Source organism: Alteromonas sp. 1_MG-2023 (genome assembly GCF_030547075.1).
Lineage (GTDB): Bacteria > Pseudomonadota > Gammaproteobacteria > Enterobacterales > Alteromonadaceae > Alteromonas.
In genome coordinates this window covers 100,131-125,062 of record NZ_JAUOQH010000012.1, presented here as the reverse complement: position 1 = coordinate 125,062, position 24,932 = coordinate 100,131, and the positions used below count along the sequence as shown (strand labels likewise).

Annotated in this window: 23 protein-coding genes and 1 pseudogene; 8 read left to right on the top strand and 16 right to left on the bottom strand. The window is 43.2% G+C overall.

Going from position 1 to position 24,932, the window contains the following annotated elements; translation table 11 throughout:
* Positions 1–68 precede the first annotated feature (68 nt).
* Positions 69–491: a DUF4826 family protein gene (locus Q4561_RS13820; RefSeq protein WP_303461262.1), complete on the top strand. Its 423-nt coding sequence runs from the start codon at positions 69–71 to the stop codon at positions 489–491.
* Between the two features lie 60 nt (positions 492–551).
* Here the strand turns inward: Q4561_RS13820 and Q4561_RS13815 are convergent, their stop codons facing one another.
* The 6 genes and pseudogenes from Q4561_RS13815 to Q4561_RS13790 all read right to left on the bottom strand — a co-directional run bounded on the left by Q4561_RS13815 (position 552) and on the right by Q4561_RS13790 (position 6,360).
* Positions 552–1,019: a GNAT family N-acetyltransferase gene (locus tag Q4561_RS13815; protein ID WP_303461260.1), complete on the bottom strand. Its 468-nt coding sequence runs from the start codon at positions 1,017–1,019 to the stop codon at positions 552–554.
* Between the two features lie 9 nt (positions 1,020–1,028).
* A complete protein-coding gene (locus tag Q4561_RS13810) occupies positions 1,029–2,225 on the bottom strand; it encodes a cupin domain-containing protein (protein ID WP_303461258.1) in 1,197 nt (398 codons plus the stop codon).
* A 168-nt stretch (positions 2,226–2,393) separates the two neighbouring features.
* Positions 2,394–3,761, bottom strand: coding sequence for an adenylosuccinate lyase (purB, locus tag Q4561_RS13805; RefSeq protein ID WP_303461257.1), 1,368 nt, complete (start codon positions 3,759–3,761; stop codon positions 2,394–2,396).
* A gap of 14 nt (positions 3,762–3,775) precedes the next feature.
* The gene (gene hflD / locus Q4561_RS13800; protein WP_013784398.1) at positions 3,776–4,402 is read right to left on the bottom strand and encodes a high frequency lysogenization protein HflD; all 627 of its coding nucleotides are present in this window, start codon (positions 4,400–4,402) and stop codon (positions 3,776–3,778) included.
* 2 nt (positions 4,403–4,404) lie between these two features.
* Positions 4,405–5,529, bottom strand: a pseudogene (gene mnmA, locus Q4561_RS13795) (tRNA 2-thiouridine(34) synthase MnmA); the annotation flags it as partial.
* A 288-nt stretch (positions 5,530–5,817) separates the two neighbouring features.
* Positions 5,818–6,360, bottom strand: coding sequence for an rRNA large subunit pseudouridine synthase E (locus Q4561_RS13790; RefSeq protein ID WP_211070760.1), 543 nt, complete (start codon positions 6,358–6,360; stop codon positions 5,818–5,820).
* Between the two features lie 423 nt (positions 6,361–6,783).
* Between Q4561_RS13790 and Q4561_RS13785 the strand changes: the two genes are divergently transcribed.
* On the top strand, positions 6,784–9,003 hold the full coding sequence (locus Q4561_RS13785; RefSeq protein ID WP_303461254.1) for an NADP-dependent isocitrate dehydrogenase: 2,220 nt from the start codon (positions 6,784–6,786) through the stop codon (positions 9,001–9,003).
* Positions 9,004–9,452: 449 nt separating this feature from the next.
* On the opposite strand, the gene cspD is transcribed toward Q4561_RS13785, so the two are convergent.
* Positions 9,453–9,671 (bottom strand): cold shock domain-containing protein CspD, encoded by a 219-nt coding sequence (gene cspD / locus Q4561_RS13780; protein WP_013784394.1) that lies wholly within the window; start codon positions 9,669–9,671, stop codon positions 9,453–9,455.
* A 198-nt stretch (positions 9,672–9,869) separates the two neighbouring features.
* Between cspD and clpS the strand changes: the two genes are divergently transcribed.
* Together clpS and clpA are read left to right on the top strand one after the other, a co-directional pair.
* The gene (clpS, locus tag Q4561_RS13775) at positions 9,870–10,190 is read left to right on the top strand and encodes an ATP-dependent Clp protease adapter ClpS (RefSeq protein WP_303461252.1); all 321 of its coding nucleotides are present in this window, start codon (positions 9,870–9,872) and stop codon (positions 10,188–10,190) included.
* Between the two features lie 24 nt (positions 10,191–10,214).
* A complete protein-coding gene (gene clpA / locus Q4561_RS13770) occupies positions 10,215–12,491 on the top strand; it encodes an ATP-dependent Clp protease ATP-binding subunit ClpA (RefSeq protein ID WP_303461251.1) in 2,277 nt (758 codons plus the stop codon).
* A 279-nt stretch (positions 12,492–12,770) separates the two neighbouring features.
* On the opposite strand, the gene infA is transcribed toward clpA, so the two are convergent.
* The 4 genes from infA to trxB form a co-directional block, all read right to left on the bottom strand.
* Positions 12,771–12,989, bottom strand: a complete 219-nt coding sequence (gene infA / locus Q4561_RS13765) for a translation initiation factor IF-1 (RefSeq protein ID WP_013784390.1) — start codon at positions 12,987–12,989, stop codon at positions 12,771–12,773.
* 75 nt (positions 12,990–13,064) lie between these two features.
* Positions 13,065–13,778, bottom strand: coding sequence for an arginyltransferase (locus tag Q4561_RS13760; protein WP_303461250.1), 714 nt, complete (start codon positions 13,776–13,778; stop codon positions 13,065–13,067).
* The gene (gene aat, locus Q4561_RS13755) at positions 13,775–14,521 is read right to left on the bottom strand and encodes a leucyl/phenylalanyl-tRNA--protein transferase (RefSeq protein WP_303461249.1); all 747 of its coding nucleotides are present in this window, start codon (positions 14,519–14,521) and stop codon (positions 13,775–13,777) included. Before aat ends, Q4561_RS13760 begins: the two co-directional genes overlap by 4 nt.
* A gap of 56 nt (positions 14,522–14,577) precedes the next feature.
* On the bottom strand, positions 14,578–15,543 hold the full coding sequence (gene trxB, locus Q4561_RS13750) for a thioredoxin-disulfide reductase (RefSeq protein ID WP_303461245.1): 966 nt from the start codon (positions 15,541–15,543) through the stop codon (positions 14,578–14,580).
* 486 nt (positions 15,544–16,029) lie between these two features.
* Between trxB and yfbV the strand changes: the two genes are divergently transcribed.
* On the top strand, positions 16,030–16,479 hold the full coding sequence (gene yfbV, locus Q4561_RS13745; protein ID WP_303461244.1) for a terminus macrodomain insulation protein YfbV: 450 nt from the start codon (positions 16,030–16,032) through the stop codon (positions 16,477–16,479).
* Between the two features lie 58 nt (positions 16,480–16,537).
* Here yfbV and Q4561_RS13740 read toward each other — a convergent pair whose 3' ends face one another.
* The 3 genes from Q4561_RS13740 to Q4561_RS13730 all read right to left on the bottom strand — a co-directional run bounded on the left by Q4561_RS13740 (position 16,538) and on the right by Q4561_RS13730 (position 19,273).
* Positions 16,538–17,017 (bottom strand): SprT family zinc-dependent metalloprotease, encoded by a 480-nt coding sequence (locus Q4561_RS13740; RefSeq protein WP_303461310.1) that lies wholly within the window; start codon positions 17,015–17,017, stop codon positions 16,538–16,540.
* A 64-nt stretch (positions 17,018–17,081) separates the two neighbouring features.
* Complete coding sequence (gene sppA / locus Q4561_RS13735) at positions 17,082–18,947, bottom strand: signal peptide peptidase SppA (protein WP_303461242.1); 1,866 nt, start codon at positions 18,945–18,947, stop codon at positions 17,082–17,084.
* Positions 18,948–19,048: 101 nt separating this feature from the next.
* Complete coding sequence (locus Q4561_RS13730; protein WP_303461240.1) at positions 19,049–19,273, bottom strand: hypothetical protein; 225 nt, start codon at positions 19,271–19,273, stop codon at positions 19,049–19,051.
* A gap of 59 nt (positions 19,274–19,332) precedes the next feature.
* On the opposite strand from Q4561_RS13730, the gene Q4561_RS13725 reads away from it, so the two are divergent.
* Both Q4561_RS13725 and Q4561_RS13720 read left to right on the top strand, forming a co-directional pair.
* The gene (locus tag Q4561_RS13725; protein ID WP_303461238.1) at positions 19,333–19,935 is read left to right on the top strand and encodes a DoxX family protein; all 603 of its coding nucleotides are present in this window, start codon (positions 19,333–19,335) and stop codon (positions 19,933–19,935) included.
* Between the two features lie 163 nt (positions 19,936–20,098).
* Positions 20,099–20,650, top strand: coding sequence for an NAD(P)H nitroreductase (locus Q4561_RS13720; protein WP_303461237.1), 552 nt, complete (start codon positions 20,099–20,101; stop codon positions 20,648–20,650).
* 310 nt (positions 20,651–20,960) lie between these two features.
* On the opposite strand, the gene Q4561_RS13715 is transcribed toward Q4561_RS13720, so the two are convergent.
* Both Q4561_RS13715 and ansA read right to left on the bottom strand, forming a co-directional pair.
* The gene (locus Q4561_RS13715) at positions 20,961–21,803 is read right to left on the bottom strand and encodes a DUF2797 domain-containing protein (protein WP_303461235.1); all 843 of its coding nucleotides are present in this window, start codon (positions 21,801–21,803) and stop codon (positions 20,961–20,963) included.
* 11 nt (positions 21,804–21,814) lie between these two features.
* Entirely contained in the window at positions 21,815–22,822 is a 1,008-nt protein-coding gene (ansA, locus tag Q4561_RS13710) for an asparaginase (RefSeq protein ID WP_303461233.1), read from the bottom strand.
* A gap of 163 nt (positions 22,823–22,985) precedes the next feature.
* On the opposite strand from ansA, the gene Q4561_RS13705 reads away from it, so the two are divergent.
* Positions 22,986–24,869, top strand: coding sequence for a DUF885 family protein (locus Q4561_RS13705; RefSeq protein WP_303461231.1), 1,884 nt, complete (start codon positions 22,986–22,988; stop codon positions 24,867–24,869).
* Positions 24,870–24,932 lie beyond the last annotated feature (63 nt).

Here is a 24,932-nt window from a genome sequence, read left to right as displayed (position 1 = left end):
GGCCTGGGTAAACAAGTAAGTAACGAATAAGTAATGATAAATAAAACGACAATAAATTAGAGAGTTCTATGACAGACAATACACCACAAAACGAAATGACTGATGAGCAACGTAGTGAATGGGTTCGTGAACAATTTCAAAAGGCCAATAAGCATTTAGCCGAAAACGGTGTGCTTTTTGAATCTGTAGTCACTAATGAAAGCCGTTACTTGGTGCCTTATTTAGCGGTATGGAAGATTAAAGATACCGAAAATGCATTCTATTGGGTAATGAGTGGTGACTTGCCTACAGATTTTATTGCTGACTCTATGGCAGCTACCGCTCGTGATGCTATTAAGCATTTCGCTATGTCGTGGCAGTTAAAATCGGCGAACTTACGTGTATCACAAGGTGCAGATAAAGCATCGTTAGAGTATGCCGCACTATTAGAAAGCAGAGCAGAAGGTTTGCATGCTATACATAACCAAGATGAATTATGGCAGGGCGTTTAAGGTAACGTTTCAGTATAGCGCTTGCGGTGGCTTTTTTGAGTGCATCAATGAATGCCTTAACTAGTGCATTTGTGAGACATCGGGCAGAGGGAAACGCTCTGCGGGGCATTGCATGCGTTGGCGTGCTACGCCACCATCCATGAATACTTGCCCGTCTGGTACAAAGCCTAAGCCTTGATGGTACGACACACTATCAAGGCTGCAGCTTACTTTCAAAATGGTGACTTTGTGGCGATTAGCCACTTTTATTAAAGCAGCAAACAGCGCACGATAGATAGACAGGTTTCGATAGCCTCGTTTTACTGCTATACGGCCGATTTCCCCGCACTGGGTTAATCTTCCTGTAGCAATTGGTACCTTATCTTCTTCAGCATCTTCCAAAAGCAATACATGAAAAGCGCTGGCGTCGCGCTCGTCAAATTCACTGTCTTGGGGTACTCGCCATTCCAGTACGAATACATCTTCCCTGATTGCTTTAAGTCGAATCTTATCCCTTTCCCAATTAACGTTCTCTATCGTGTAAGCCATAACGGTGCTTTATGCTTCTATCCATTCCCAGTAACCCTTATTAATAAGTGTAGTTAATGTTGCTAAAAACGCAAAAGAGGGGGGATCAGGCAGTAAATTCACATAAAGTAGTTCATTGTTAACAAGTAGCTGAACCCATGCTTCATCTTCTCTATTAAAACTAAAGCGTTCGCCATTAACGTAAAAATAGCTGTCTATTAAAGAAGAGGCTGTTTGGCCAGTTTCTTCAGTAGCTTCATCCGTAGCTTTATCTTTACCAGAGGTAATTAACGCGCGAACACCAGGGGCAGGTGCGAACTCTATACCTTCTTCAAACCCTACCGCTATTTGCTTGTCGGTGTATAGATGTTCTGGGGGATACTCAGGAAGGCCTTGTTCACTCAACGATTCGAGAAGCGCATGGGTGAAGTCGTCTGAATTTATTGCTGCGATGAGTTGTTGTTTCAAGGTGGATATATCGTTGGGTTCAACCATTGCCGAAGACGTTGACAACCTTCTACCGGCATCGGTAAATCGCAGGTTAATATCGCTCGTTTCTAACATTAGCGAAAGGCTGTCTGCAAGCTGGGCGGTTTCAGGAGCCCGGAAACCTACTGAGTACGTTAGGCAGTCTTCCAACGCCCTGCCATCGTGAGGCCAACCCGGCGGAATGTATAGCACATCACCAGGGTTAAGCACTTCATCAATAATAGGGTCGAAACCTTCTATTTGGCGAAGCTTTGGGTGAGGGAACACTTCTTTATATTGCCCAGGTTCACCTACACGCCATCTTCTTTGACCCTTGCCTTGTACCAAAAATACGTCATATTGGTCGATATGCGCGCCAACACCGGCATTTTTGGTGGCAAAACTTACCATTAGGTCATCTAATCGCCAGTTTGGAAGAAAGCGGAACGGCTCAATGACATCGGCTACATCGTGAACGTATCTGTCTACGCTTTGCACAAGTAGGGTCCATGCACCTTCACATACGGCTTCGAAGTCATGAATAGGGCCCTGATGAACTTTCCATTCGCCTGTGCCATCTGCCACACTGTCACTGCTAACAAAGCTAAGCAGTCGGCTATCTATTTCTTCTTCTTGGGCTAAGCCTGCCAAGTCGTGCTCATCAATAGGATCTTTAAAATCCTCAAAAAAACCACGTAATACTACAGGCTTTTGCTGCCAATAATGGGATAGAAATTGTTCTACATCGAATTCTTTCATTACGTATTCTCCACGCTTCTATAGGGCTATTATCGGTTATTCTAGAAAGGGTTGCTAGCCTAGTGGCTACTAGCAACCATATGCCCTTGAGCGGTTAATTTATTTGTTTAGCGCATAAAAAAACGCAGCAATCGCTGCGTTTTTTAGTGTATGAGAAAGGCTATACCTTTATAACTGATCTACCAGCCTGATTGCATCACCAATGTAGCTCGCAGGTGTTAACGCTTTAAGGTCAGCTTTTGCTGCTTCTGGCATATCTAAGTTATCAATAAATTCAGCCACGATTTCAGCGTTAACCTTTTTACCACGGGTTAACTCTTTCAACTTCTCGTAAGGCTTTTCAATACCGTAACGACGCATTACCGTTTGAATTGGCTCAGCAAGTAATTCCCAGTTGTTATCAAGTTCATTCAACAAGCTTTGCTCATTAACTTCCAACTTGCTAATACCTTTAAGGGTAGCTTGATAAGCGATAACCGCATAACCCACACCCACACCTAAATTACGAAGTACGGTAGAGTCGGTTAAGTCACGCTGCCAGCGAGAAATAGGAAGTTTAGCGGCTAAGTGATTAAAGATAGCATTAGCTAGACCTAAGTTACCTTCCGAGTTTTCAAAATCGATAGGGTTAACTTTATGTGGCATGGTTGAAGAACCAATTTCACCGGCAATGGTTTTTTGCTTAAAGTGGCCAAGGGCAATGTAACCCCACACATCACGATCGAAATCGATAAGAATGGTATTAAAACGGGCTACTGCATCGAACAATTCAGCAATATAATCATGCGGTTCAATTTGCGTAGTGTATGGGTTCCACGATAAGCCTAGTGAGGTTACAAATTTTTCAGACTCACTGTGCCAATCTACATCAGCGTAAGCCGATAAATGGGCATTGTAGTTACCTACAGCACCATTAATTTTGCCTAATATTTCAACGTTAGCAATTTGCGCACGTTGACGCTTCAAACGCATTGCCACGTTAGCCATTTCCTTACCCATGGTAGAAGGAGAGGCAGGTTGGCCGTGCGTACGTGCCATCATTGGAATATGTTGGTATTCCTTGGCAAGTGCAATTAGGGCGTCGATAAGCTTGTCACAGTATGGCAGCAACACAGTGTCACGGGCTTCGGTAAGCATAAGGCCGTGAGAAAGGTTGTTGATATCTTCAGACGTACATGCAAAGTGAATAAACTCGTTTACAGCAGATAATTCGCTGTTGCTAGCCACTTGTTCTTTTAGAAAGTATTCAACCGCTTTAACATCGTGGTTGGTGGTGCGCTCAATGTCTTTAATGCGCATGGCATCATCAACACTAAAGTTAGCCACAATAGCATCTAATAATGCGTTCGAGGTATCAGAAAACGCAGGAACTTCTTCAATTTTGGCGTTCGCCGATAGCATTTGCAGCCAACGTACTTCCACTTCAACACGGTATTTCAGTAAGCCGTATTCTGAAAAAATACTACGTAATTCTACGCTTTTTCCAGCATATCGACCATCGACAGGGGAAATTGCAGTTAACTGACTCAGTTCCACCTTCAGCTCCTTAACTAGTTTATCAGCCTGAGCGCCTTTACAGCGCTATTTAAAATTTGTTTTCTGCGAAACAAAATGTTCCGACGTTTACCACCCATTTGACGCCACATTACCGCGGCGCGCACGCCTGCAAGTAATATAGCGCGAACTTTGTGCTGCGTTGCCGGTTGGCCAAGATGATCCGGATTACCCGCTATTTGAATACGCGGTGCTAATGGACTAATAATATCGCTGTATATACTGGCTAAAGACGACACAATTTGTGGGTTTTGAAAGTCTACGTGCGCCAGTTGGCGCTGCACGTGAGAAATGCGCTCTGCCAGCTCTTTCATGGCGGCAGGTTTACGTGCGAGCTTTCTTTCAAGACCAAGAATGCTGGCAATATAACGGGTCAGCTCGGTGTCTTTGCTCTGTTGTTTATCTGATAACTGTGCGAATAAGGTTTTATACCCAACCTCAAGGTTGCTTAACTTGCCGAACACTTGCTGCGGGTTTTCAGGATCGGTAACCAGAATACTGGAAAGACTCGCCTCTACCGCTTCGTCGTTTGCCGTGCCTTTTCTTGCAAGGCTTTGCACAAGTGCCGCCGACTGGCAAACACCAGCCAAGGCTAAATTGTTTTCTACGTCGGTATCTAACATTAACGAATATAGCTCTCAATAATTCCGCCGCCTAAACACACTTCATCTAGGTAGAAAACGGCAGATTGACCAGGTGTAACCGCTTTTTGCGGCTCGTCAAAAATGACTTCAATCATATCATCATTAATTGGCGCGATTGCGCAGGGAATATCAGTTTGACGATAGCGAGTTTTTACCACAGCGCGCATAGGCTCTGTAATAACAGTGCGGTCTACCCAATGCAGTTGTTTTGCCACCAAGCCTTTAGAGTATAGGCGAGGGTGGTCAGCACCTTGGCCTACAATTAATACATTGCGTGCTACGTCTTTATCTACCACATACCAAGGTTCTTCGCCGTATTTTGCGTGGCCACCAATGTGCAGCCCTTTACGTTGACCTAATGTGTGATACATCAACCCTTCGTGTTTACCAATTTCTTCCCCTTCCGCGGTTTCAATAATACCGGGTTGGGCAGGTAAGTAGCGGCCTAAAAAGTCTTTGAATTTACGCTCACCAATAAAACAGATACCGGTGGAATCTTTTTTATCGTGTGTGATTAGCCCTTGTTCTTCAGCAATTTTGCGCACCAGGGGCTTTTCAATATCGCCCACAGGAAACAAGGTTTTCGCGACATGTTCTTCACCTAATGTGTAGAGGAAGTAACTTTGATCTTTGTTTTCATCCAACCCGCGCAATAGCTGCCATTTGCCATCTTGATGGCGGCGGCGAACATAATGACCGGTAGCAATATAGTCTGCCCCTAAATCTTCAGCAGCAAATTCAAGGAAAGCTTTAAACTTAATTTCCTTGTTGCACATAATATCGGGGTTGGGGGTTCTGCCTGCTTTATATTCTTCTAGGAAATACTCAAATACGTTGTCCCAGTATTCAGCGGCAAAATTGATGGTGTGAAGCTCAATACCTAATTTGTCAGCTACGGCTTGTGCATCTTTTAAATCTTCGGCGGCTAAGCAATATTCATCATTATCATCTTCTTCCCAGTTCTTCATGAACAGGCCTTCCACCTGATAGCCTTGCTGTAATAACAAGTAGGCAGAAACGGAAGAGTCGACGCCGCCGGACATTCCGACGATTACTTTTTTGCTCGCGTTTGATTCAATATCAGTCACAACGTAGATAACACTCATTTAGGTTGATTTCAGGGTGGCGGATTTTACCAGATAAAGCCCACCAATTCACATAATAAAGCGATTGTGTTCAATCGTTTTGCTTTCTCGACAAATTTTATTGTCGGGATGAGTAAATTGGTCGATTAAAAGTGTATTTCAAGCGTGAAATTTCAATATTCAATAAACCAAAAAGCTATAACTAATAATGAACGCAATAGTCGTTAGGCTCCATCGTTATAGCGGTCTATAAAATGAGCCATACTCTAGTTAGTGATTGTTAAAATCGGCACTGTGTTACTGCTACTATTAGAAACACACGTACTTGCCATTATCGATACCATCAATGGTCCAGTTGCCCACGCGATAGCGCACCAATCGTAACGTTGGGAAACCAATATGGGCAGTCATACGTCTAACTTGGCGGTTCCTGCCTTCACTGATTGTGATAGACAGCCAACTAGTAGGAATAGCCTGACGAAAACGAACTGGCGGGTTTCTGTCCCATAATTCAGGAGGTTCTATAGCCACAACTTTGGCTGGTTTGGTCATGCCGTCTTTAAGCTCAACCCCGTTACGCAAGGCGTCTAGCGCTGCCTCGTTAGGAATGCCTTCCACTTGCACCCAATAGGTTTTACTGGTTTTGGCCTCGGGGTGTGCCAGTTTATGTTGTAGCTTTCCGTCGTTAGTCAGCACCAATAACCCTTCGGAATCTCTGTCTAGTCGACCGGCAGCATATACCCCTGGTACATCAATATAATCTTTAAGGGTTTCGCGTCCGTCTGCATCGGTAAATTGAGACAGTACTTGGAATGGTTTGTTGAAAAGTACGATTTTGCTTTCGTTTGCCATGGTGTGAATAATTACTCTTATTCTTAGAATGCTTTCTATCGCAAAAGCCTATCACACTGCGCGAAAAACTGCCCGAGTAACACAAAGCTAAAACAATAAAGGGCATAAAAATGTGCAGGAAATTCGGCGAAATTCAGGCAAGTCGTCGGTTAAGACAATGGTATGACTTGTAACTAAAAGTTTCGACCTTATACTAATGTTCGCAGTTATAAAAATAACAGACTGCCCATTCGTGTTGAGTGCATGAAGGTTGCGTTAATCTCAGCACGAGGACGAAAACAACAAGTGGTTCTGCTGTTAAGTGCAACAGAACATAAAACATCAATTACGTATCGTAGTGACCGAAGGCTTTCCACATGCTTTGTGTTAGTGCGACTAATGGACTAAAACGGTAGTACGCTACCGACAACATTGAGGTACATAATGACCAAGTCTAAGATCATCTATACTAAAACAGATGAAGCGCCAATGCTGGCGACGTACTCGTTGCTTCCTATTATTAAGAAGTTTGCTAGTGCTGCCGATGTTGAAGTAGAGCTAAGCGATATCTCTCTTGCAGCCCGTGTTTTGGCTACTTTCCCCGAGTTTCTTTCTGAAGAGCAACGTGTAACTGATACGTTATCTGAACTTGGTGCGCTGACGCAAGACCCTGACGTTAACATCATTAAGCTACCAAATGTAAGTGCATCAATTCCTCAGTTACGCGCCACTATCGCTGAGTTAAACGAAAAAGGTTTTAACGTACCTGCTTTTCCAGATTCGCCTAAAACTGACGAAGACCAAGAGATTCGTGAGCGTTACGGCAAGGTACTAGGTAGTGCAGTAAACCCTGTATTACGTGAAGGTAACTCAGATCGCCGTGCACCAACTGCGGTTAAGAACTTTGCCCGTAAGCACCCGCATTCAATGGGCGAGTGGTCACAAGCATCTCGCACTCACGTAGCGCACATGCGCGGCGGCGACTTCTACTCAGGTGAAAAATCAGTAACCGTAGAAAAAGAAGGCCATGTAAGCATTGAATTTACCGGTAGTGACGGAAGCAAGAAAACCCTTAAGCCTAAGGTGAATTTACTTGCTGGTGAAGTTATCGATGCAATGTACATGAGCAAGAAAGCACTGTGTGAATTCTTCGAAGAACAAATTGAAGATGCGAAAAACACAGGCGTTTTATTCTCGTTACACGTTAAAGCGACAATGATGAAGGTGTCTCACCCCATCGTATTTGGTCACTGCGTTAAAGTATTCTACAAAGACTTGTTTGAAAAATGGGGCGACCTTTTTGAAGAGCTAGGCGTTAACGCTAACAACGGTCTTGGTAGTGTATACGATAAAATTGCTAGCCTTCCTGAGTCTCAGCGTTCTGAAATTCAAAAAGACATCAATGCTTGTTATGCCGACCGCCCACCTATTGCGATGGTGAACTCAGACAAAGGTATTTCTAACCTACACGTACCAAGTGACGTAATTGTAGATGCTTCTATGCCTGCAATGATCCGTAACTCTGGTCAAATGTGGGGACCGGATGGAAAGTCGCACGATACTAAAGCGGTTATTCCTGAAAGTACTTATGCCACTATTTACCAAGAAGTCATTAACTTCTGTAAAACACATGGTGCATTCGATCCAACAACAATGGGTACAGTACCTAACGTTGGTTTGATGGCGCAGAAAGCAGAAGAATACGGTTCACACGATAAAACGTTTGAAATGGAAGCTGACGGTACAGTACAAGTTGTTGATCAAGACGGTAACGTATTGATGGAACATGCTGTTGAAGAAGGCGATATCTGGCGTATGTGTCAGGTGAAAGACGCACCTATTCAAGACTGGGTTAAGCTAGCGGTTACCCGCGCACGCCAATCTGGTATGCCAGCAGTATTTTGGTTAGATGACGAACGTGCTCACGATGCACAGCTAATCACTAAAGTAGAAACCTACTTAAAAGACCACGATACGTCAGGTTTAGACATTTCAATCATGGCACCTGTACGCGCTATTCGTTTCAGCATGGAACGAGCAATTCGCGGTCTAGATACTATCTCAGTAACGGGTAACGTACTACGCGACTACCTAACGGATTTGTTCCCAATTCTTGAGCTTGGCACCAGTGCTAAAATGCTTTCAATTGTGCCTCTAATGGCAGGCGGCGGTTTGTATGAAACTGGCGCTGGTGGTAGTGCACCTAAGCACGTTCAACAGTTTGTTGAAGAAGGTCACCTTCGTTGGGATTCACTGGGTGAGTTCTTAGCGCTAGCGGTTTCACTTGAAGACGTGGCTATTAAGCACGACAACAAGAAAGCAAAAATTATCGCTACTGCGTTAGACAAAGCGACGGAAACATTGCTTAACAATGGTAAGTCACCAATGCGTAAAGCTGGCCAATTAGATAACCGTGGTAGCCACGTTTATCTTGGTTTGTACTGGGCAGAAGAAGTGGCGAATCAAACTGAAGACGCTGATTTAGCGGCCCAGTTTAAAGCAGTATATGATGAGTTATCGGCTAAAATCGATACTATCATTACCGAGATTGATGAATCTCAAGGCAAGCCTCAGGACATCGGTGGTTACTACTACCCTGATTCTGACAAACTAGCGGCAACTATGTCACCTAGTGAAACCTTGAAAGCAATTCTTGGCGCTTAATTGCAAATAATGCGGTAATTTATTTTAGAGATTACTGACATTTAAAAGCACCCTGACTAATTAGTCAGGGTGCTTTTTTTTGCTTGAAGGTTAATTGTTATGAAAATTAGACATAACTACTGTTTTAATTTTTGTTCGCTTTATTCTAATTAAGTTTAGTTTTTATTTGGATAGTCCAATTTAATCTAACGAGAACGGCCTTAAAAATTAAATTTTAGGATTAACGTTAAACTTTAGGCAAAATAAAAGAGGAGAGTAATTGTAAAAAGTGGGGAATAAAAAGTAAATTTCTATAAAACAAAAAAGAATATTAATTTATGAAAAAGAATTAACGAAAAATAGTTGACCAGACTTCTCTGTGAGAGCAAACCGATGTCGACTCCCTAAGAAAAAACCCACTGCTGCCAGGTGGCAACAACAGGCTTCTGTAGAATTTTTTTGGGTATTACTTAGCGTTCCGGTTCTTCTTTGAAGCCTATGTTTTCGGCGTGTAGGCCTTTAGGGCCCTGCTGCACGTCATAAGTCACTTCTTGACCAGCTTTAAGTGAGCGATATCCTTCCATTTGGATAGTAGAGTAGTGAGCAAAAATATCTTCGCCACCATCTTCAGGTACTATAAAACCAAATCCCTTCGCGTTGTTAAACCATTTAACTTTGCCAATCGCCATACTTCGACTTCCTCTTAATCCTTGAACTAACACGATTATGCCCCCACAATATAATTGAAGGCAGCGTGACTTGCTTTAAAATAACAACGTCACCTTTAAAATGTAGATTTTTTAACCATATTATGTCAAGAGTAAATGCGAATTAATTTTATCTAAAGTTAATGAGACATCTGCGAACAAAGCACTATTATTAATATTATGAGTAGAGACAACGCCATTAGCATCGAAAGGGAAAAACTAAAAGACGCGCAGCGCCAAAAACCGCAGCCGCCGCCAATGTATAAAGTGTTGTTGAACAACGACGATTACACGCCAATGGACTTTGTAATTGAAGTGCTCATGCAATTTTTTAATATGGATGCTGAAAAAGCTCATCAACTTATGCTAACAGTACACTACCAAGGTAAGGCAGTTTGTGGCATTTTTACTGCTGAGATAGCAGAAACGAAGGTGATGCAAGTTAATCAGTATGCACGTAAGCATAGTCATCCGCTTATGTGTACTATGGAACAGGCGTAAGTCAATTTGTAGAGGGCGAGCGATATGTTAAATAAAGAATTAGAACAAACGTTGAATGATGCGTTTGTATTTGCCAGAGAACACCGCCACGAGTTTATGACGGTCGAGCATTTATTGCTGGCGCTACTTGATAACTCAGCAGCCCGTGAAGCACTGCATGCCTGCGGTGCGGATATTGAAGCAATTAAAAGTGAACTGATTTCTTTCGTTAAAGACACCACCCCGTTGATTTTAGACGAGCAAATGAATGAACGAGAGACACAGCCCACTTTAGGTTTTCAGCGTGTTCTCCAACGTGCTGTATTCCATGTCCAGTCTTCTGGCAAAGAAGAAGTCACTGGGGCCAATGTGTTGGTCGCCATATTTAGTGAGCAAGAATCTCAAGCTGTATTCATTCTTAAAAAGTCTGATGTTACCCGCTTAGACATTGTTAACTTTATTAGTCACGGTGTGAGTAAAGCCGAAGACGATGCGCCTATTAACTCAGAGGCGAGTGAAGAGGGTGAAGGCGGCGAAGAAAGTGGATCGGCGTTAAGCAAATACGCGACCGATCTCAACCGTCATGCCAAAGAAGGCAAGGTAGACCCATTGATTGGGCGCGATAAAGAAGTTGAGCGCACTATTCAGATTTTATGTCGCCGAAGAAAGAATAACCCATTACTTGTGGGTGAAGCAGGTGTAGGTAAAACGGCGATTGCTGAAGGTTTAGCGTACCGCATAGTAAACGAAGATGTGCCTGAAGTTATCAGTAACAGCACGGTTTATTCGTTAGATTTAGGCGGTTTGTTGGCCGGAACTAAATATCGCGGTGATTTTGAGAAACGCTTAAAAGCAATTCTTAAAGAACTGGCGAAAGACGAAGACGCCATTTTATTTATCGATGAAATTCATACCATCATTGGTGCTGGTGCAGCGTCTGGCGGTGTGATGGATGCGTCTAACTTGCTTAAGCCTAAGCTTTCAAGCGGTGAACTTCGTTGTATTGGTTCTACTACGTACCAGGAATACCAAGGTATTTTTGAGAAAGACAGAGCCTTAGCACGTCGTTTCCAAAAAGTAGATGTGACTGAGCCTAGCGTTAGCGACACAACGAAAATTCTATTAGGCCTTAAAAGCCGATATGAAGATCATCACAATGTCCGTTATACGCAAAAAGCCATTCAGGCTGCCGCTGAACTATCTGCTAAGTATATCAACGAACGTCATTTGCCTGATAAGGCCATTGATGTAATGGACGAAGCGGGTGCAAGCCAACGCTTGTTACCACAATCGAAACGTAAGAAAACGATTGGGGTAGGTGACATTGAGCAAATTATTGCGAAAATGGCGCGTATTCCTGAGAAGTCCGTATCAGCGTCTGACAAAGAAGTACTTAAGAACCTTGGCCGCAACCTCAAAATGATGGTGTTTGGCCAAGACAAAGCCATAGAGACGCTTAATGACGCTATTTTACTGTCGCGTTCTGGTTTAGGTGCAGAAGAAAAGCCAATTGGTAGTTTCTTGTTTGCTGGCCCTACCGGTGTAGGTAAAACAGAAGTTACTCAGCAACTCGCCAAAATCATGGGCGTTGAGTTGGTTCGTTTCGATATGTCTGAGTACATGGAGCGCCACGCAGTGAGCCGTTTAATTGGTGCACCTCCTGGCTATGTGGGTTTTGAGCAAGGTGGTTTGTTAACCGATGCTGTGATTAAAAACCCATACTCTGTGGTACTGCTAGATGAAATTGAGAAAGCGCACAGTGATATCTATAACATTCTGTTGCAGGTAATGGATCACGGTACGCTTACCGACAACAATGGCCGTAAAGTAGACTTCAGAAACGTGGTATTGGTAATGACGACCAATGCGGGCGTGCAGGAAACGGTGCGTAAGTCTATTGGCTTTAAACAGCAAGATCATAGCCATGACGCGCTATCTGAAATCAATAAGGTGTTTACCCCTGAATTCAGAAACCGTCTAGACGGCATTATCTGGTTTAATCACCTTGATGCTGAGGTTATCTTGCAGGTTGTTGATAAGTTCATTATCGAGCTTCAGGCGCAGCTAGACGTTAAAGGTGTCTCTTTAGAGGTTACCCCTGCGGCAAGAGCGTATTTAGCCGAGAAGGGCTACGACAAGTCCATGGGCGCACGTCCTATGTCTCGTTTAATTAAAGAAGAAGTTAAGAAAGAACTAGCAAACGAACTACTGTTTGGTGAATTAACGAAAGGCGGAGACGTCAAAGTAGATTTGAACGACGATAAGTTGGAGTTTGAATATACCGGCGTTGATGCGGTTAAAGAAGAAACAGAGTCTAGTTAGACTTGCTTAACGTGTCTTAACTAGACGCTTAGTGACGAAAAATGCTACACCCTTTTAGGGTGTAGCATTTTTTTTACTGTTAATTTGTTGCGCTTGCCGTCTTCGAACTTACAGCACTCGAGCTTACAGTACTTAAACTGAAAGCACTCATACTGACAGGTACTTATACAAAAGCATCGTTCATTCTATTTGCCGGCAAGTACAATCACACATATACAAAAAAGCCCAATGATTTACATTGGGCTTTTTTTTGGAATGCGTTGACCGCTTAATGGCTCATTATCTGGCGCGATAAATGATACGACCTTTTGTTAGGTCATAAGGAGTCATCTCAACAGTGACCTTATCGCCAGTAAGAATTCGGATATAGTTTTTACGCATCTTACCAGAAATGTGTGCTGTCACTACGTGACCATTTTCTAGTTCAACACGGAACATAGTATTCGGTAGGGTGTCTTGAACCGTACCTTCCATTTCAATACAATCTTCTTTTGCCATGTAAAGCAGTTACCTCAGTAATTCAAATTTTTTGCCGCGCAGACATTAACCAATCTTGCCTTGCGTGTAAAGCGATTAAGCATGTTTTTTATCAAAACAGTGCCATTTGTTGCCTGAAAATTGCTCATAAGGGAAAAATTTGTGCTTATAAGACATTTTTTGGCATGCTTCGACGTAATATCCTAAGTATAGAAAATCACGATTTTGAAGTTTTGCTTGTTCGATTTGCATCATTATCATCCAGGTCCCCAGTGACGACACCTGATAATCTGGATCGTAAAAAGTATATAGTGCCGATAGCGCTTGATGCTCAATACCATTGTCGATGGTATCGGTAACCGCAACGGCAATTAACTTATCGCCGTCGTAAGCCTCGATGAAAAGAGGCCGTTTCCATTCACACAAAATGAAATTATCAAATTGCTCTCGCGATGGCGGATACATGCTGCCATCGGTATGCCTAGCGCAGATATATTTCTCGTACAGTGGATAATACGCCTCGTTAGCACTGTCTGCACTTTTCACTACAAAATGTTTATTGCGACTAAGAAGCCGTTTTTGGCTTTTCGACGGTGTAAATAAATAAGCCGGAATTCTTACCGACTCACAGGCATGGCAATCAGGGCAATGAGGGCGATAAATTTGTTCGCCACTGCGTCTGAAACCAACTTGTATAAGTTGACCATAACGCCATGCTAACTGTTTGTCTGATTCAGCGTAAACTAATAATTGTTCTTGCTGGTTGGGCAAATAGCTGCAATCAAAAGACTGCGTAATTCCAAATCTCACGGTGTAATAACCTGCGGGTGCCACTGATGCTTGTATTCATCAGTCAAAGAGCCTTCATCGGTTAAAGTGTGGTTGTTAGTCTGCAGTTTTTCAATAAATTCGTTACGGAAAATCGTTTTTGCGCCCAGCGAGCTAAGATGGTCGGTAGGCAGCTGACAATCAATGAATGCCATCTTGCTTCGTTTCATGTGCTCAACTAACGCTAACATGGCCAATTTAGAGGTATTGCTTTGTTTGTGAAACATAGACTCACCGCAATACACTTTCCCCACACCTACGCCGTACAGGCCGCCTACGAGTGCATCACCGTCCCACACTTCAACAGAATGGGCTAAACCAAGCTGATGCAAATAGCTATAGGCTTTTTGCATGTCTTCGGTTATCCAGGTGTCTTGACTGGGGGCTTGTGAATTTGGGTTCTTACGAGGAATATTCGCACAGGCATTAATTACTGAATCGAAAGCATTATTAAGGGTAACCTTATAGCGCTTTTGTCGAGCGAGTTTTCGTAAGCTCTTTGCGCACACGAAATCATCCAATTCAATAATAGAGCGCGGGTTAGGTGACCACCACAATAAGGGTTCGTCATCACTGAACCAAGGAAATATACCGCTAGAGTACGCTGAGAAAAGGCGCTGGGCACTAAGATCTGCACCAAAGGCTAATAGGCCATTTGGATCGTCAAGTGCTTCAGATACAGGAGGGAAGGGTGTATCAATGTCTAAGTAGGGCAGCGCTATCATAAGAGGAAAGACTTCAAGCTCTGTAATACATCACAGAGCTTGAAATCGAACAAGGCCTAGCCTTGCTCAGGCATAAAGCCATCAAGGTATTTTTCAGCATCCAACGCAGCCATACAGCCGGTTCCTGCAGACGTGATGGCTTGACGATAGATATGATCGCTCACATCTCCGGCAGCAAATACACCTTCAACGCTTGTTTGTGTAGCGTTTCCGTGTAGGCCACTGTTTACCACAATGTAACCGTCTTTCATTTCAAGCTGTTCTGCGAAAATGTCAGTGTTAGGCTTGTGACCAATAGCAATGAATAAACCCATTACATCAAGTTCTTCAGTTGCTTCACCGTCAGTTTCTTTGATGCGGATTTTGGTTACGCCCATTTCATCGCCCATGACTTCATCAAGGGTACGGTCAAGGTGTAAAACCACGTTACCGTTTTCGGCTTTATCACGAAGACGTTGCTCTAGAATCTTTTCACTACGGAAAGAATCACGACGGTGAATCACGTGTACTTCAGACGCAATATTAGATAAATACAAGGCTTCTTCAACCGCGGTATTACCACCGCCAACTACCGCAACTTTTTGGTTACGATAGAAAAAACCGTCACAGGTAGCACAGGCCGAAACCCCTTTACCCATGAATGCTTCTTCAGATTCCATACCAAGATATTTAGCAGAAGCACCAGTGGCAATAATTAATGCATCACAAGTATAGGTACCATTGTCACCATAAAGGGTGAAAGGGCGCTTGGTTAAATCTGTTTTGTTAATATGGTCGAAGATAATTTCAGTATCGAACTTCTCTGCATGCTTTTGCATACGAACCATAAGGTCAGGACCGGTTAGTCCTTCAGGATCGCCTGGCCAGTTTTCTACTTCTGTCGTCGTAGTAAGCTGTCCGCCTTGTTGGATCCCCGTTAACAATACAGGTTCTAGATTTGCTCTAGCTGCGTATACCGCTGCTGAATAGCCTGCTGGGCCCGATCCTAAAATAAGTAGGCGAACATGTCTGTTATCTGCCATTTGTATCTCCAACTAATGCCCGCTTATCAGGGCTAAATTCTGCTATGATTTTTGAAACGAAGCTGCCAACTGTCGCTATAGGTAGCTAGGTAAGGACGGCGCACTGTTTTTTCAACTGCTAATTGCCCAATATCAACGAAATTTACGAGAGCTTCGAAAAAATAGCATGTAAACAAGGGCATTATGATGCCTTCATGATGATGAAAAGTCACCTATCTGATGTACTAGGCTATAATTAATTATGCAATTTAGGCAGTTTTTGATTTATTTGTTATAAAAAGCACGGTTCTTAAGACGAACGAGCGTTGAATTAGGCGAAAATCGTATTACAATTCACGTTAGATTAATATTCGGTACTTGTTGTTTAGAGTTTATTGTTTGAGTTTGTGGTTTAGTATTTGGCATTGCCGTTTGAATTTAGTGCTTGAACGCAAACTTTAACGACAAAGAGAGTGCACTGCTCACTGAAGCGAAACGAGGTGGTTTATGTCACAGTCTGTGATAGCAATGCTAAAAGATGGTCAGCACTACATGAAAACCTGGCCAATCAAAAAAGAGTTGTATGCATACTTCCCTGAATGTCGGGTTGTTGCGGCCACTCGCTTTGCGATAAAGACCATGCCGCCTGCTGCAATACTCTCTTGTGCGCTTCTGCTTCAGAATATGGGTACTGACTATATTCCCCAAACCATCACTATTGGTGCGTTTTTCTTAAGTATCCCTCTTCAAGGTTTGCTATGGCTAGGGCATCGCTCAAACCAATATTTACCGCCTCAGTTAAATAGCTGGTATCAAGATATTCATAGCAAAATGCGATCTGAAGGCTGTAATGTGTCTTCTGTTAAATCAAAACCGAAATATAAAGAACTAGCCGCACTACTTAAAACCGCGTTTAACGATTTAGACAACGTATTTACTAAACAGTGGTTCCGCTAGGTTTTAGTTAGCCACAGCAGCGCTCATGCACGCTAGCGTGAGCTTGCAAGTTAACTCACTAATTAACTATCTTTTCTTCTACCTTCTCTTCTACAAGTACGCTATTACATTTACGGCACTTGTACTGCGCCCCTTTCAAAATTTTATTATGTCGTCTTATCGTAAGCTGATGGGTACTGCATTCGCAGGTATAGCTAAATTGCTTTCCAATAACCCCAGCAATATCGAAACTGTGGGTGGCATTAGCCGGTCGACCAAACACATCAATCATAATAGCTTGCCATTCCACACCATGGGGCTTTACCTTTTTGAACAGTTGCCAAGTAAGTAAATGACTTATTTCATGAGGAATAACATCTTCTATGAATTCGTTTTCATTCTGCTTGAATAATTCGGGGTGCAAATTAATGCGATTTTGTTGTAAGAAAGCGGTGCCGGCGTTTTTACCAGAGCGTCTATAGGTAAGCGCAGGGCGGGGGAATGTACGCTTAAAGTAAATATCGGCGCGTTGATAGCAGCGTTCTACAGCATCAGCAATGTGCTGACGCTGTAGAGAGGTTAAATCGTGACTTGCTATGGTGTTACCTTGCCTATAATTAGGTTTATTCTACTTGGCACTGCAAGCAAAGAATGTAAGTACCCATAGGGTCGTTGAGTTCACTGAAAATATCGAACTCACCCAGTACACGTTTAAATTCATTGATTAGTGCAGAGTCTGAATTAGCAAACTGCCACTTCCCAACAAAGGTGAAGGCTTGACCAAAGAACTCTTTCCAAAATATCTCTTGTGCTGAAAGTGTACGTTGAACATAAAAGGTATCGTAGTCTTCTAGCGCTGCAAACTCTGCCGCAGAGGTAACAGCATCTTCTAGCGTACCTAGTTCATCCACCAGGCCAAGCTCAAGAGCATCTGTACCAATCCACACTCGGCCTTGCGCTACGCTATCAACTTCTTCTACCGGCATGTCTCTGGCATTAGAAACCAAAGATAAGAAATTGCCATAACTCGTTTCTACGTTACGCTGCAATATTTTGCCAAATTCAGGTGCTAGCGGACGAATAGCAGAGAAGCCCGCTAATTCATTAGAGCCTACGCCGTCGCTGTGAACACCTAAGTAATCAAGCGAGTTTTCATAGGTCATGAACATACCAAATACGCCGATAGAACCAGTAATAGTACTTGGGCTTGCGAATATACGATCTGCATCAGCTGCAATCCAATAACCGCCAGATGCAGCATAAGTACCCATGGAAACTACGACAGGCTTACCTACGTTTTTAAGCTCAAGCACTTCTTGGCGAATAATCTCTGAGGCTAACGAACTGCCTCCTGGCGAGTCTATTTGCAGTACTACCGCTTTCACATTTTCATCTAAACGAGCTTTACGAAGTAAACGTGCGGTACTGTCGCCACCAATGGTGCCAGCTTTTTGATTGCCGTTTAAGATAGTACCCTTAGCAACCACAATGGCGATTTTGTCGATGTCATTGTTGATAGAGGGTAGGGGCGGATTAACCACTTTTAAGTAAGTATTAAAGTTAGTGACATTAACGCCATGGTTTTCGTCGTTCTCACCCACTAAACCAGTTAGTTCTACACGAACTTCTTCACGGGTTTTAAGGGCATCTACCCAGTTATTTTGTAGTGCGTAGTTCGCGAAATCGCCGCCAGCTTGTTCAAACTTGGCTAATAAGCCTGCTAAGGTTTCGTCAAAGTTAGAAAGTGGAATGCCTCGTGCCGCGGCAACGTCTTCTTTATATTGCTGCCAATATGCATCTAACCACTTGCGCTCAGCTTCTTTGGCCGCTTCTGACATGTCGTTACGGATAAGTGGCTCGACAGCCGACTTGTACGTTCCTACGCGGAAAATATGAGTAGTAACTTTGAGCTTTTCCAATAAGTCTTTGAAGTACATGCCATAACGACCGTAGCCATCTAGCAGTAACGAGCCCATTGGATTTAAATAAACGTGATTAGCATGAGCCGCAAGATAGTACTGCTCTTTGGTATAGTAATCACCAATGGCATACACAGGCTTTTCAGACGTTTTAAATTCGTCGATTGCATTTGCTACCGTGCGAAGTTTATCTAAGCCGCCGCCTGTTAGCCCTTGAAGGTCTAATACTAGGGCTTTAATCCGTCGGTCTTGCTTGGCGTTCTCGATAACTTTTACTATGTCACGCACTAGCACTTCAGGATTATCGGGCTCTGATCCCATGGCATCTTGCAGAAACTGTTCAAATGGATCGACACTTTCTTTTTCAATAACAAGCTGTCCATTTAAGGTAAGTAGAAGCGCGCTATCGGCTTTCACCGTAAGTTGGTCGTCGTCCTGAGACGTAATCGCAATGATCAAACCAACGAAAATTACCAAAAATATAACATTGAAAAAAAGCTTACGGGTGAAGTTTAAAACCGTCCACAGGCCAATAAATAAGGATTTCGTCCAGTTTCCTTTGGCAGCCATAAATTACATTACCTTCTGTTTGTTTAACTTTATTATGTTACCGAATCGGATTGATTGCGCTAACTTAATTGTAATTGTTTGTGATTGTACCGCAAAGTTGTTCACTTGTGAGCATTCTCGTCATCTGTGAGCCATTGCGCAATAACTTCAGCGATGTGCTTATGATCATTCGCGCTTAGCTGCATCATTAAGTCGCCAGTGGTCTTTTTATAACCTACTTTTTTATGACCACGTGCAAACAGACGCGTAAGCGGTGAGACTGTCTGCTTATCCCGTATTTGCTTCCCTCGGGTTTGTTTTCTACTTTTAAGTGAAAGTTTATTCACTTGTTCACGTTCCTATACAAAGACAACAAACTGAAGTCCCTTTTACAAGGCTATTGTTTATGATAAAGCAAGTATACGCGAACCTATTTAAAAAACTAAGTGTGGCCGATGGCATACCTCTGCTGCTTTTACGGTTATATTTAGCACCCGTGATGATTCAAGCAGGCTGGAACAAAGCAAGTAGCTTTTCTTCCATAGTAGACTGGTTTGGTAATGAAGACTACGGACTGGGGTTGCCCTTTCCTTTAGTGCTTGCCTTTTTAGCCACAGCCGCAGAATTAGTTGGCGGTATTCTCTTGTTATTAGGCTTGCTCACTCGCTTAGTGGCCATTCCACTAATGGTAACCATGTTAGTGGCGATATTTACCGTTCATATAGACAAAGGATGGTTGGCAATTGCTGATGCATCGTCATGGTTAGCCGATGGCACCATTGCGTTTAATGAAAGCGTCATGGCTGCACCAGAGAAACTCAGTGCCGCTAAATCTTTATTGAAAGCGCATGGTAATTACGACTGGCTAACATCAAGTGGCAGTTTTGTGGTGCTGAACAATGGTATTGAATTTGGCGCGACCTATTTTGCGATGTTGTTGGTGCTATTTTTCTACGGTGGTGGCCGTTATGTCAGCATTGATCATTTCTTTGGTGCTAAACAAGACTAATAGTAAAGGGGATTGCCTAGTACTCGGCCTAGCTTACAAACTCGTCCCCAGACGAATACTACCTATAAATTTTTAAATCGAAATAGGCCAGCTATGCTGGTCTTTTTTTATTATTGAACGTAGGATCTCCCTATAACGCTTTGTTCGATAATAGGATACTGAAATGGATGCACTTACGCTGTTGTTAAACAGAAGTTCTCAGCCTAGACTCAATGCCCCAGCGCCTTCAGGCGACGCCCTTGAAAACATTATGCAAGCCGCACTTCGTGCCCCCGATCATGCGTGCTTAACGCCTTGGCGTTTTATCGTTTGTGAAGGTAAAGGCTTAGATAAACTAGGCATCTTGTATGAGCAGTCTGCTATCGAGAACGATAAGTCTGAAAAAGAAATTGAACGAGCAGTGCAACTGCCTCATCGTGCACCTATGATAATTGTGGCAATAGCTAAACATGTTGAGCATGAAAAAGTACCCCGTGTAGAGCAAATTGCATCAGCCTCCTGTGGTGTAATGGCTATGCAAATGGCAGCAGTGGCGCAGGGTTTTAACGGTATGTGGAGAACCGGAAGTTATGCCCAATGCGATACGGTAAAACGTGGTTTTAATTTAAGCGATGATGACGAGATTGTCGGATTTTTATATTTAGGTACGCCGGCTTTTGAACCTGCACCGAAGCCCGAGCGTGACACTTCTGACTACTTCGAATACTGGCGCTAATTTTAAATGCGACTCTTAAGCGCTGATTTTAAGATCTAGCTTAAAGGGCTAGCTGAAATGGCTAGCTGAAATGGCTAGCTGAAAGGGCTAGAAATAACGGCTATGGCTAAAACCTTAGTTAAAACTTTAGCGTTCACCCCTGGCTTAATACTGCGTAATTATGCAGCAAGTTAAACTGTGTAGATAAAGTAAACGCGACCTTATCTGCACAGAATGAGCGGGAACGCTTTCTTTAAGATGCTATCCCGCATTTCTCACTACACTTTACCTTACACTCTACCGTACATGACACTTAACCGTACACGACGCATTATCCAACATGCAGATTTACATTGTATCCGGCGTATTTACGAATGTTGATAACACGGTCGCCATCTAGCATCCAATATTGGCCTTTAATGCCGGTAAGTACACCTTCAAATTCCGGTGTTTTGTCTAAATTTATCGATTTTATTTTTTCAGGATAGGTATCAACAGGGTAGTGAATGTTGTGAACTTCACCGTCAGCTTCAGACACCGCTTGTATCCCTTTCTGCTGCTGAATTTCGGCTAAACCATCAGCAATCTCCGACAGTATTTCGGCTTTTACTTCAAGTAAGTCAACCTGGTCTGGTGCACTTTTTAACATAGTACGCCAATTGGTTTTATCGCCAATATGCTGTTTACAAAGCATTTCTACTAAGCCACTGGTTAACCTGTTAGTTACGCGTAACATGACCGTGGCTTGAGTAGCACCTTGGTCCATCCAGCGAGTCGATACACCGTCGGTAACATGGCGAGTTATTCCAACTTTTACGTTTCCGGTGTTAGCCAAGTACACAAAGTGCTCGCTAAAACAGTGTTCTTCACCCCATTGTGGTTCTCGGCAAGTGCCTTCGTGGTAGTGGCATTTTTCAGGTTTAATAATACAGCTGTCACATTGGGCCAACGAGATTAAACAAGGGTAACAATAGCCTTGGCTAAAGCTCTTTTTCGTCTTTCTATTGCAATGAACGCAGTTAATGTCGCCGGTAAAATTAAGGGATAACTTTTGTCCGATGACAGGGTTAATGTCGACGTTATGCTCTCCAATAGGAAGCTGGTAGTTAACCGTATTGTTGTCGTCAGCATGAGTGCGCATTCTTCTAAGCGCACCACTATAAGATGTGGTCATTATGTGAGTTCCTATTCGCTAAGCTCGCCGCAAAGGTTCTGGGTAAGCTTGGCTTTTATGGTTTCAAATGGCAGATTCTTACTTAATAAGTAGTGTAACTTTGCCAATGCGGCTTCTGGTGTCATATCGCTGCCTGATAACACGCCCACTTCTTGTAAGCCATGCCCTGTAGCATATCCGCCCATGTTCACTCGCCCGCGCATGCACTGGGTGCAGTTGAGTACAGGTATCTGTCTGTCACGTGCATATTCTAATTGCGCAATAAGGGCAGGGCTTTGCGGTGCGTTACCCACGCCATAGCTTAATAAAATGAGCGCATTTACTGGCTGCTGCAGGGTATTTTTAAGCACTTCGGATGAAATTCCAGGGTACAAGCTCACCATACCAATAGGTTGGGCTTTTACACTCGAAACCTTAAGGGGTTTATCCGACTCATTAGCAAGTTCACCCGCTTTTACGCGTATGTTAATACCGGCTTCAAGAAGGGGAGGAAAGTTGGGCGAATCAAACGCACTAAACCCATCAGCATCTACCTTACGGCTGCGATTTCCCCGTAATAAGCGGTTATTAAAAAACAAACCCACTTCTGCAATAGGAAAGTTTGCTGCTACATACAGTGCATTCAACAGGTTAACTTGGCCGTCAGAACGCAGCTCTGCAAGAGGAATTTGCGACCCCGTAACAATCACAGGCTTGGTTAAATCTTCCAGCATAAAACTCAATGCCGAAGCGGTATACGCCATGGTATCTGTGCCATGCAAGATGATAAAACCGTCGTATTTATCATAGTTTTCTGCAATATCATCGGCAATGCGCTGCCAGTCAGAAGGATCCATATCTGATGAATCTATCAAGTTGTCGTATTCATGCAGTGTGAATAACGGCATTTCACTGCGATGAAACTCCGGCATGTCATTCAAAGTATCGCCAAGGAAGCCTGCCGCTGGAACATAACCATGATCGGATGGTTTCATTCCAATGGTGCCGCCTGTGTAGGCAATGTAAATATGTTTACGCATTGCGTAACCTCACTTCTTTTGTGGGTTTAGGCAGAAAGACGGCATTCTAACAGCCCGTAACGTAATGTCATCCTGTTAGCGCAAAAACCTTGTACACAATAGGGGTAAACAGGCAATATTGGTCTGCATATTAATAATAAATACTCGACAGGTTCTTTTAAAAATGAAATTGATGAAGATAAGTTTACTCAGCGCTGCCATTGTCAGCGCCTTCGCTGTTACATCTGCTGTGGCACAGCAACAAGATGATACGTCGGTTAGCGCGCAAGCGCAGTCGGTGGCTAGTGAAACGAAAGATGTCATGGGTGTGGATCTAAAGCTTGAAACAGAGGCAGAAAAACTTGCCGCGTTAACCCTTAAGTATTTCAACGCGTCAATGGAACAAAACCCGGTAATGGCAACGTTTTATGGTGTAAGTGATTACAACGACAGATTCAATGAACCTATGAGTGAGAAATGGCTGGCTGAATCAAAAGCTAACGAGCAGGCTTACTTAAATGCTATTAACGCTATAGATGTTGATAAGCTTTCTGGCCAAGACTGGATAAGCTACCATATTTTTAAAAGCGATAGAGAACATGCTATTGCCGGTTTCCAGTTTGGTAGTCAGTACATGCCTATCAACCAAATGTATGGTGTTCATACTTTTTTCCCTATGTTGGGCTCGGGTCAGTCGGCACAGCCTTTCGCTACGGTAAAAGATTATGAAAATTTCATTTCTCGTACTAAAGGGTATGTCGCGTTTATCGATAGCGTAATCCTTTATATGAAAAAAGGTATTGAGGAAGGGGTAGTACTGCCTAAAGCCATCACTAAAAAAATGGTGCCTCAACTAAGCGCGCATTTAGTGACAAAAGCCTCAGACAGCGTTTTTTATGGGCCTGTGAAGCAATTAGAAACCAATGAAGCAATTAGCGACGATGAAAAAGCGCGCTTAGCCGCTACGTACGAAGGTCTAATTACTGAAGTAATAGTGCCGTCGTACCAAAAGCTTCACGACTTTGTGGTTGAAGAATACCTGCCTCATACCCGCGATACCGTGGGATACTCAGATTTACCTAACGGTAAGGCGTGGTACGAATACAAAATTAAAGACAACACTACCTTGCCACTTAGTGCTGATGAAGTGCATGAGTTTGGGTTATCTGAAGTATCGCGTATTCTTGGTGAAATGAAGATGGTAAAAGAAACCGTCGGATTTGAAGGGGACTTAGCGGCGTTCTTCGATCACCTTCGTACTGACGATAAATTCTACTTTGAATCTGAAGAAGCTCTCATAAAAGCCTATACCGATGTTAAAACGGATATAGACGCTCGTTTACCTAAACTTTTCAGCGTATTCCCTAAAGCCGATTATATTGTAAAAGCGGTAGAGCCGTATCGTGAAGCATCATCGGCAGCGGCAAGCTATATGTCTCCGGCGCCGGATGGCAGCAGACCGGGTATTTTCTATATTAATACCCGTGACTTAAAGGCTCAGCCTAAATTTAGTTTAGAAACCTTGAGCATTCATGAAGCGGCCCCTGGTCACCATTTTCAAATTGCTATTCAGCAAGAAGTTGAAAGCTTGCCATTATTCAGAAAATTCAGCGGCTACACTGTCTTTAGTGAAGGCTGGGCTTTGTATGCTGAAAGCTTAGGTAAAGAGTTAGGTATGTTTACCGACCCTTACATGTGGTACGGGCGCTTAAACGATGAACAGCTTCGTGCTATGCGTCTTGTGGTAGATACCGGTATGCATGCCAAAGGCTGGAGCCGCGAAAAAGCCATTGCGTATATGCTTGAAAACTCCTCTATGGCCGAGTCAGACGCCACGGCAGAGGTAGAGCGCTACATTTCTATTCCTGGTCAAGCGTTGGCGTATAAAGTGGGAGAGCGTCATATAAGACATTTGCGTAACCAAGCGACTGAAGCGCTGGGTGATGCTTTCGATATTAAAGCTTTCCACAGTCAAATACTGACGGATGGCGCAATGCCAATGCCTATTTTGAGTGACAAAATGTCGATGTGGATAGACGAAGTGAAATCTAAAAGCCAAGGCGAGTAAGTTGATAACTGGCTAAGTAAAAATAAAGGCAAATAAAAAAGCGGCTGTGAAAGCCGCTTTTTT

Bases quoted from the DNA above. Each gene is read 5' to 3' on its own strand.
- Q4561_RS13785 (WP_303461254.1), top strand. From the start codon at position 6,784: ATGACCAAGTCTAAGATCATCTATACTAAAACAGATGAAGCGCCAATG.
- hflD (WP_013784398.1), bottom strand. From the start codon at position 4,402: ATGTTAGATACCGACGTAGAAAACAATTTAGCCTTGGCTGGTGTTTGC.
- Q4561_RS13790 (WP_211070760.1), bottom strand. From the start codon at position 6,360: ATGGCAAACGAAAGCAAAATCGTACTTTTCAACAAACCATTCCAAGTA.
- clpA (WP_303461251.1), top strand. From the start codon at position 10,215: ATGTTAAATAAAGAATTAGAACAAACGTTGAATGATGCGTTTGTATTT.
- Q4561_RS13810 (WP_303461258.1), bottom strand. From the start codon at position 2,225: ATGAAAGAATTCGATGTAGAACAATTTCTATCCCATTATTGGCAGCAA.
- trxB (WP_303461245.1), bottom strand. From the start codon at position 15,543: ATGGCAGATAACAGACATGTTCGCCTACTTATTTTAGGATCGGGCCCA.
- Q4561_RS13715 (WP_303461235.1), bottom strand. From the start codon at position 21,803: ATGACCACATCTTATAGTGGTGCGCTTAGAAGAATGCGCACTCATGCT.
- yfbV (WP_303461244.1), top strand. From the start codon at position 16,030: ATGTCACAGTCTGTGATAGCAATGCTAAAAGATGGTCAGCACTACATG.
- cspD (WP_013784394.1), bottom strand. From the start codon at position 9,671: ATGGCGATTGGCAAAGTTAAATGGTTTAACAACGCGAAGGGATTTGGT.
- Q4561_RS13815 (WP_303461260.1), bottom strand. From the start codon at position 1,019: ATGGCTTACACGATAGAGAACGTTAATTGGGAAAGGGATAAGATTCGA.
- infA (WP_013784390.1), bottom strand. From the start codon at position 12,989: ATGGCAAAAGAAGATTGTATTGAAATGGAAGGTACGGTTCAAGACACC.
- clpS (WP_303461252.1), top strand. From the start codon at position 9,870: ATGAGTAGAGACAACGCCATTAGCATCGAAAGGGAAAAACTAAAAGAC.
- Q4561_RS13720 (WP_303461237.1), top strand. From the start codon at position 20,099: ATGGATGCACTTACGCTGTTGTTAAACAGAAGTTCTCAGCCTAGACTC.
- Q4561_RS13820 (WP_303461262.1), top strand. From the start codon at position 69: ATGACAGACAATACACCACAAAACGAAATGACTGATGAGCAACGTAGT.
- aat (WP_303461249.1), bottom strand. From the start codon at position 14,521: ATGATAGCGCTGCCCTACTTAGACATTGATACACCCTTCCCTCCTGTA.
- sppA (WP_303461242.1), bottom strand. From the start codon at position 18,947: ATGGCTGCCAAAGGAAACTGGACGAAATCCTTATTTATTGGCCTGTGG.
- Q4561_RS13705 (WP_303461231.1), top strand. From the start codon at position 22,986: ATGAAATTGATGAAGATAAGTTTACTCAGCGCTGCCATTGTCAGCGCC.
- ansA (WP_303461233.1), bottom strand. From the start codon at position 22,822: ATGCGTAAACATATTTACATTGCCTACACAGGCGGCACCATTGGAATG.
- Q4561_RS13725 (WP_303461238.1), top strand. From the start codon at position 19,333: ATGATAAAGCAAGTATACGCGAACCTATTTAAAAAACTAAGTGTGGCC.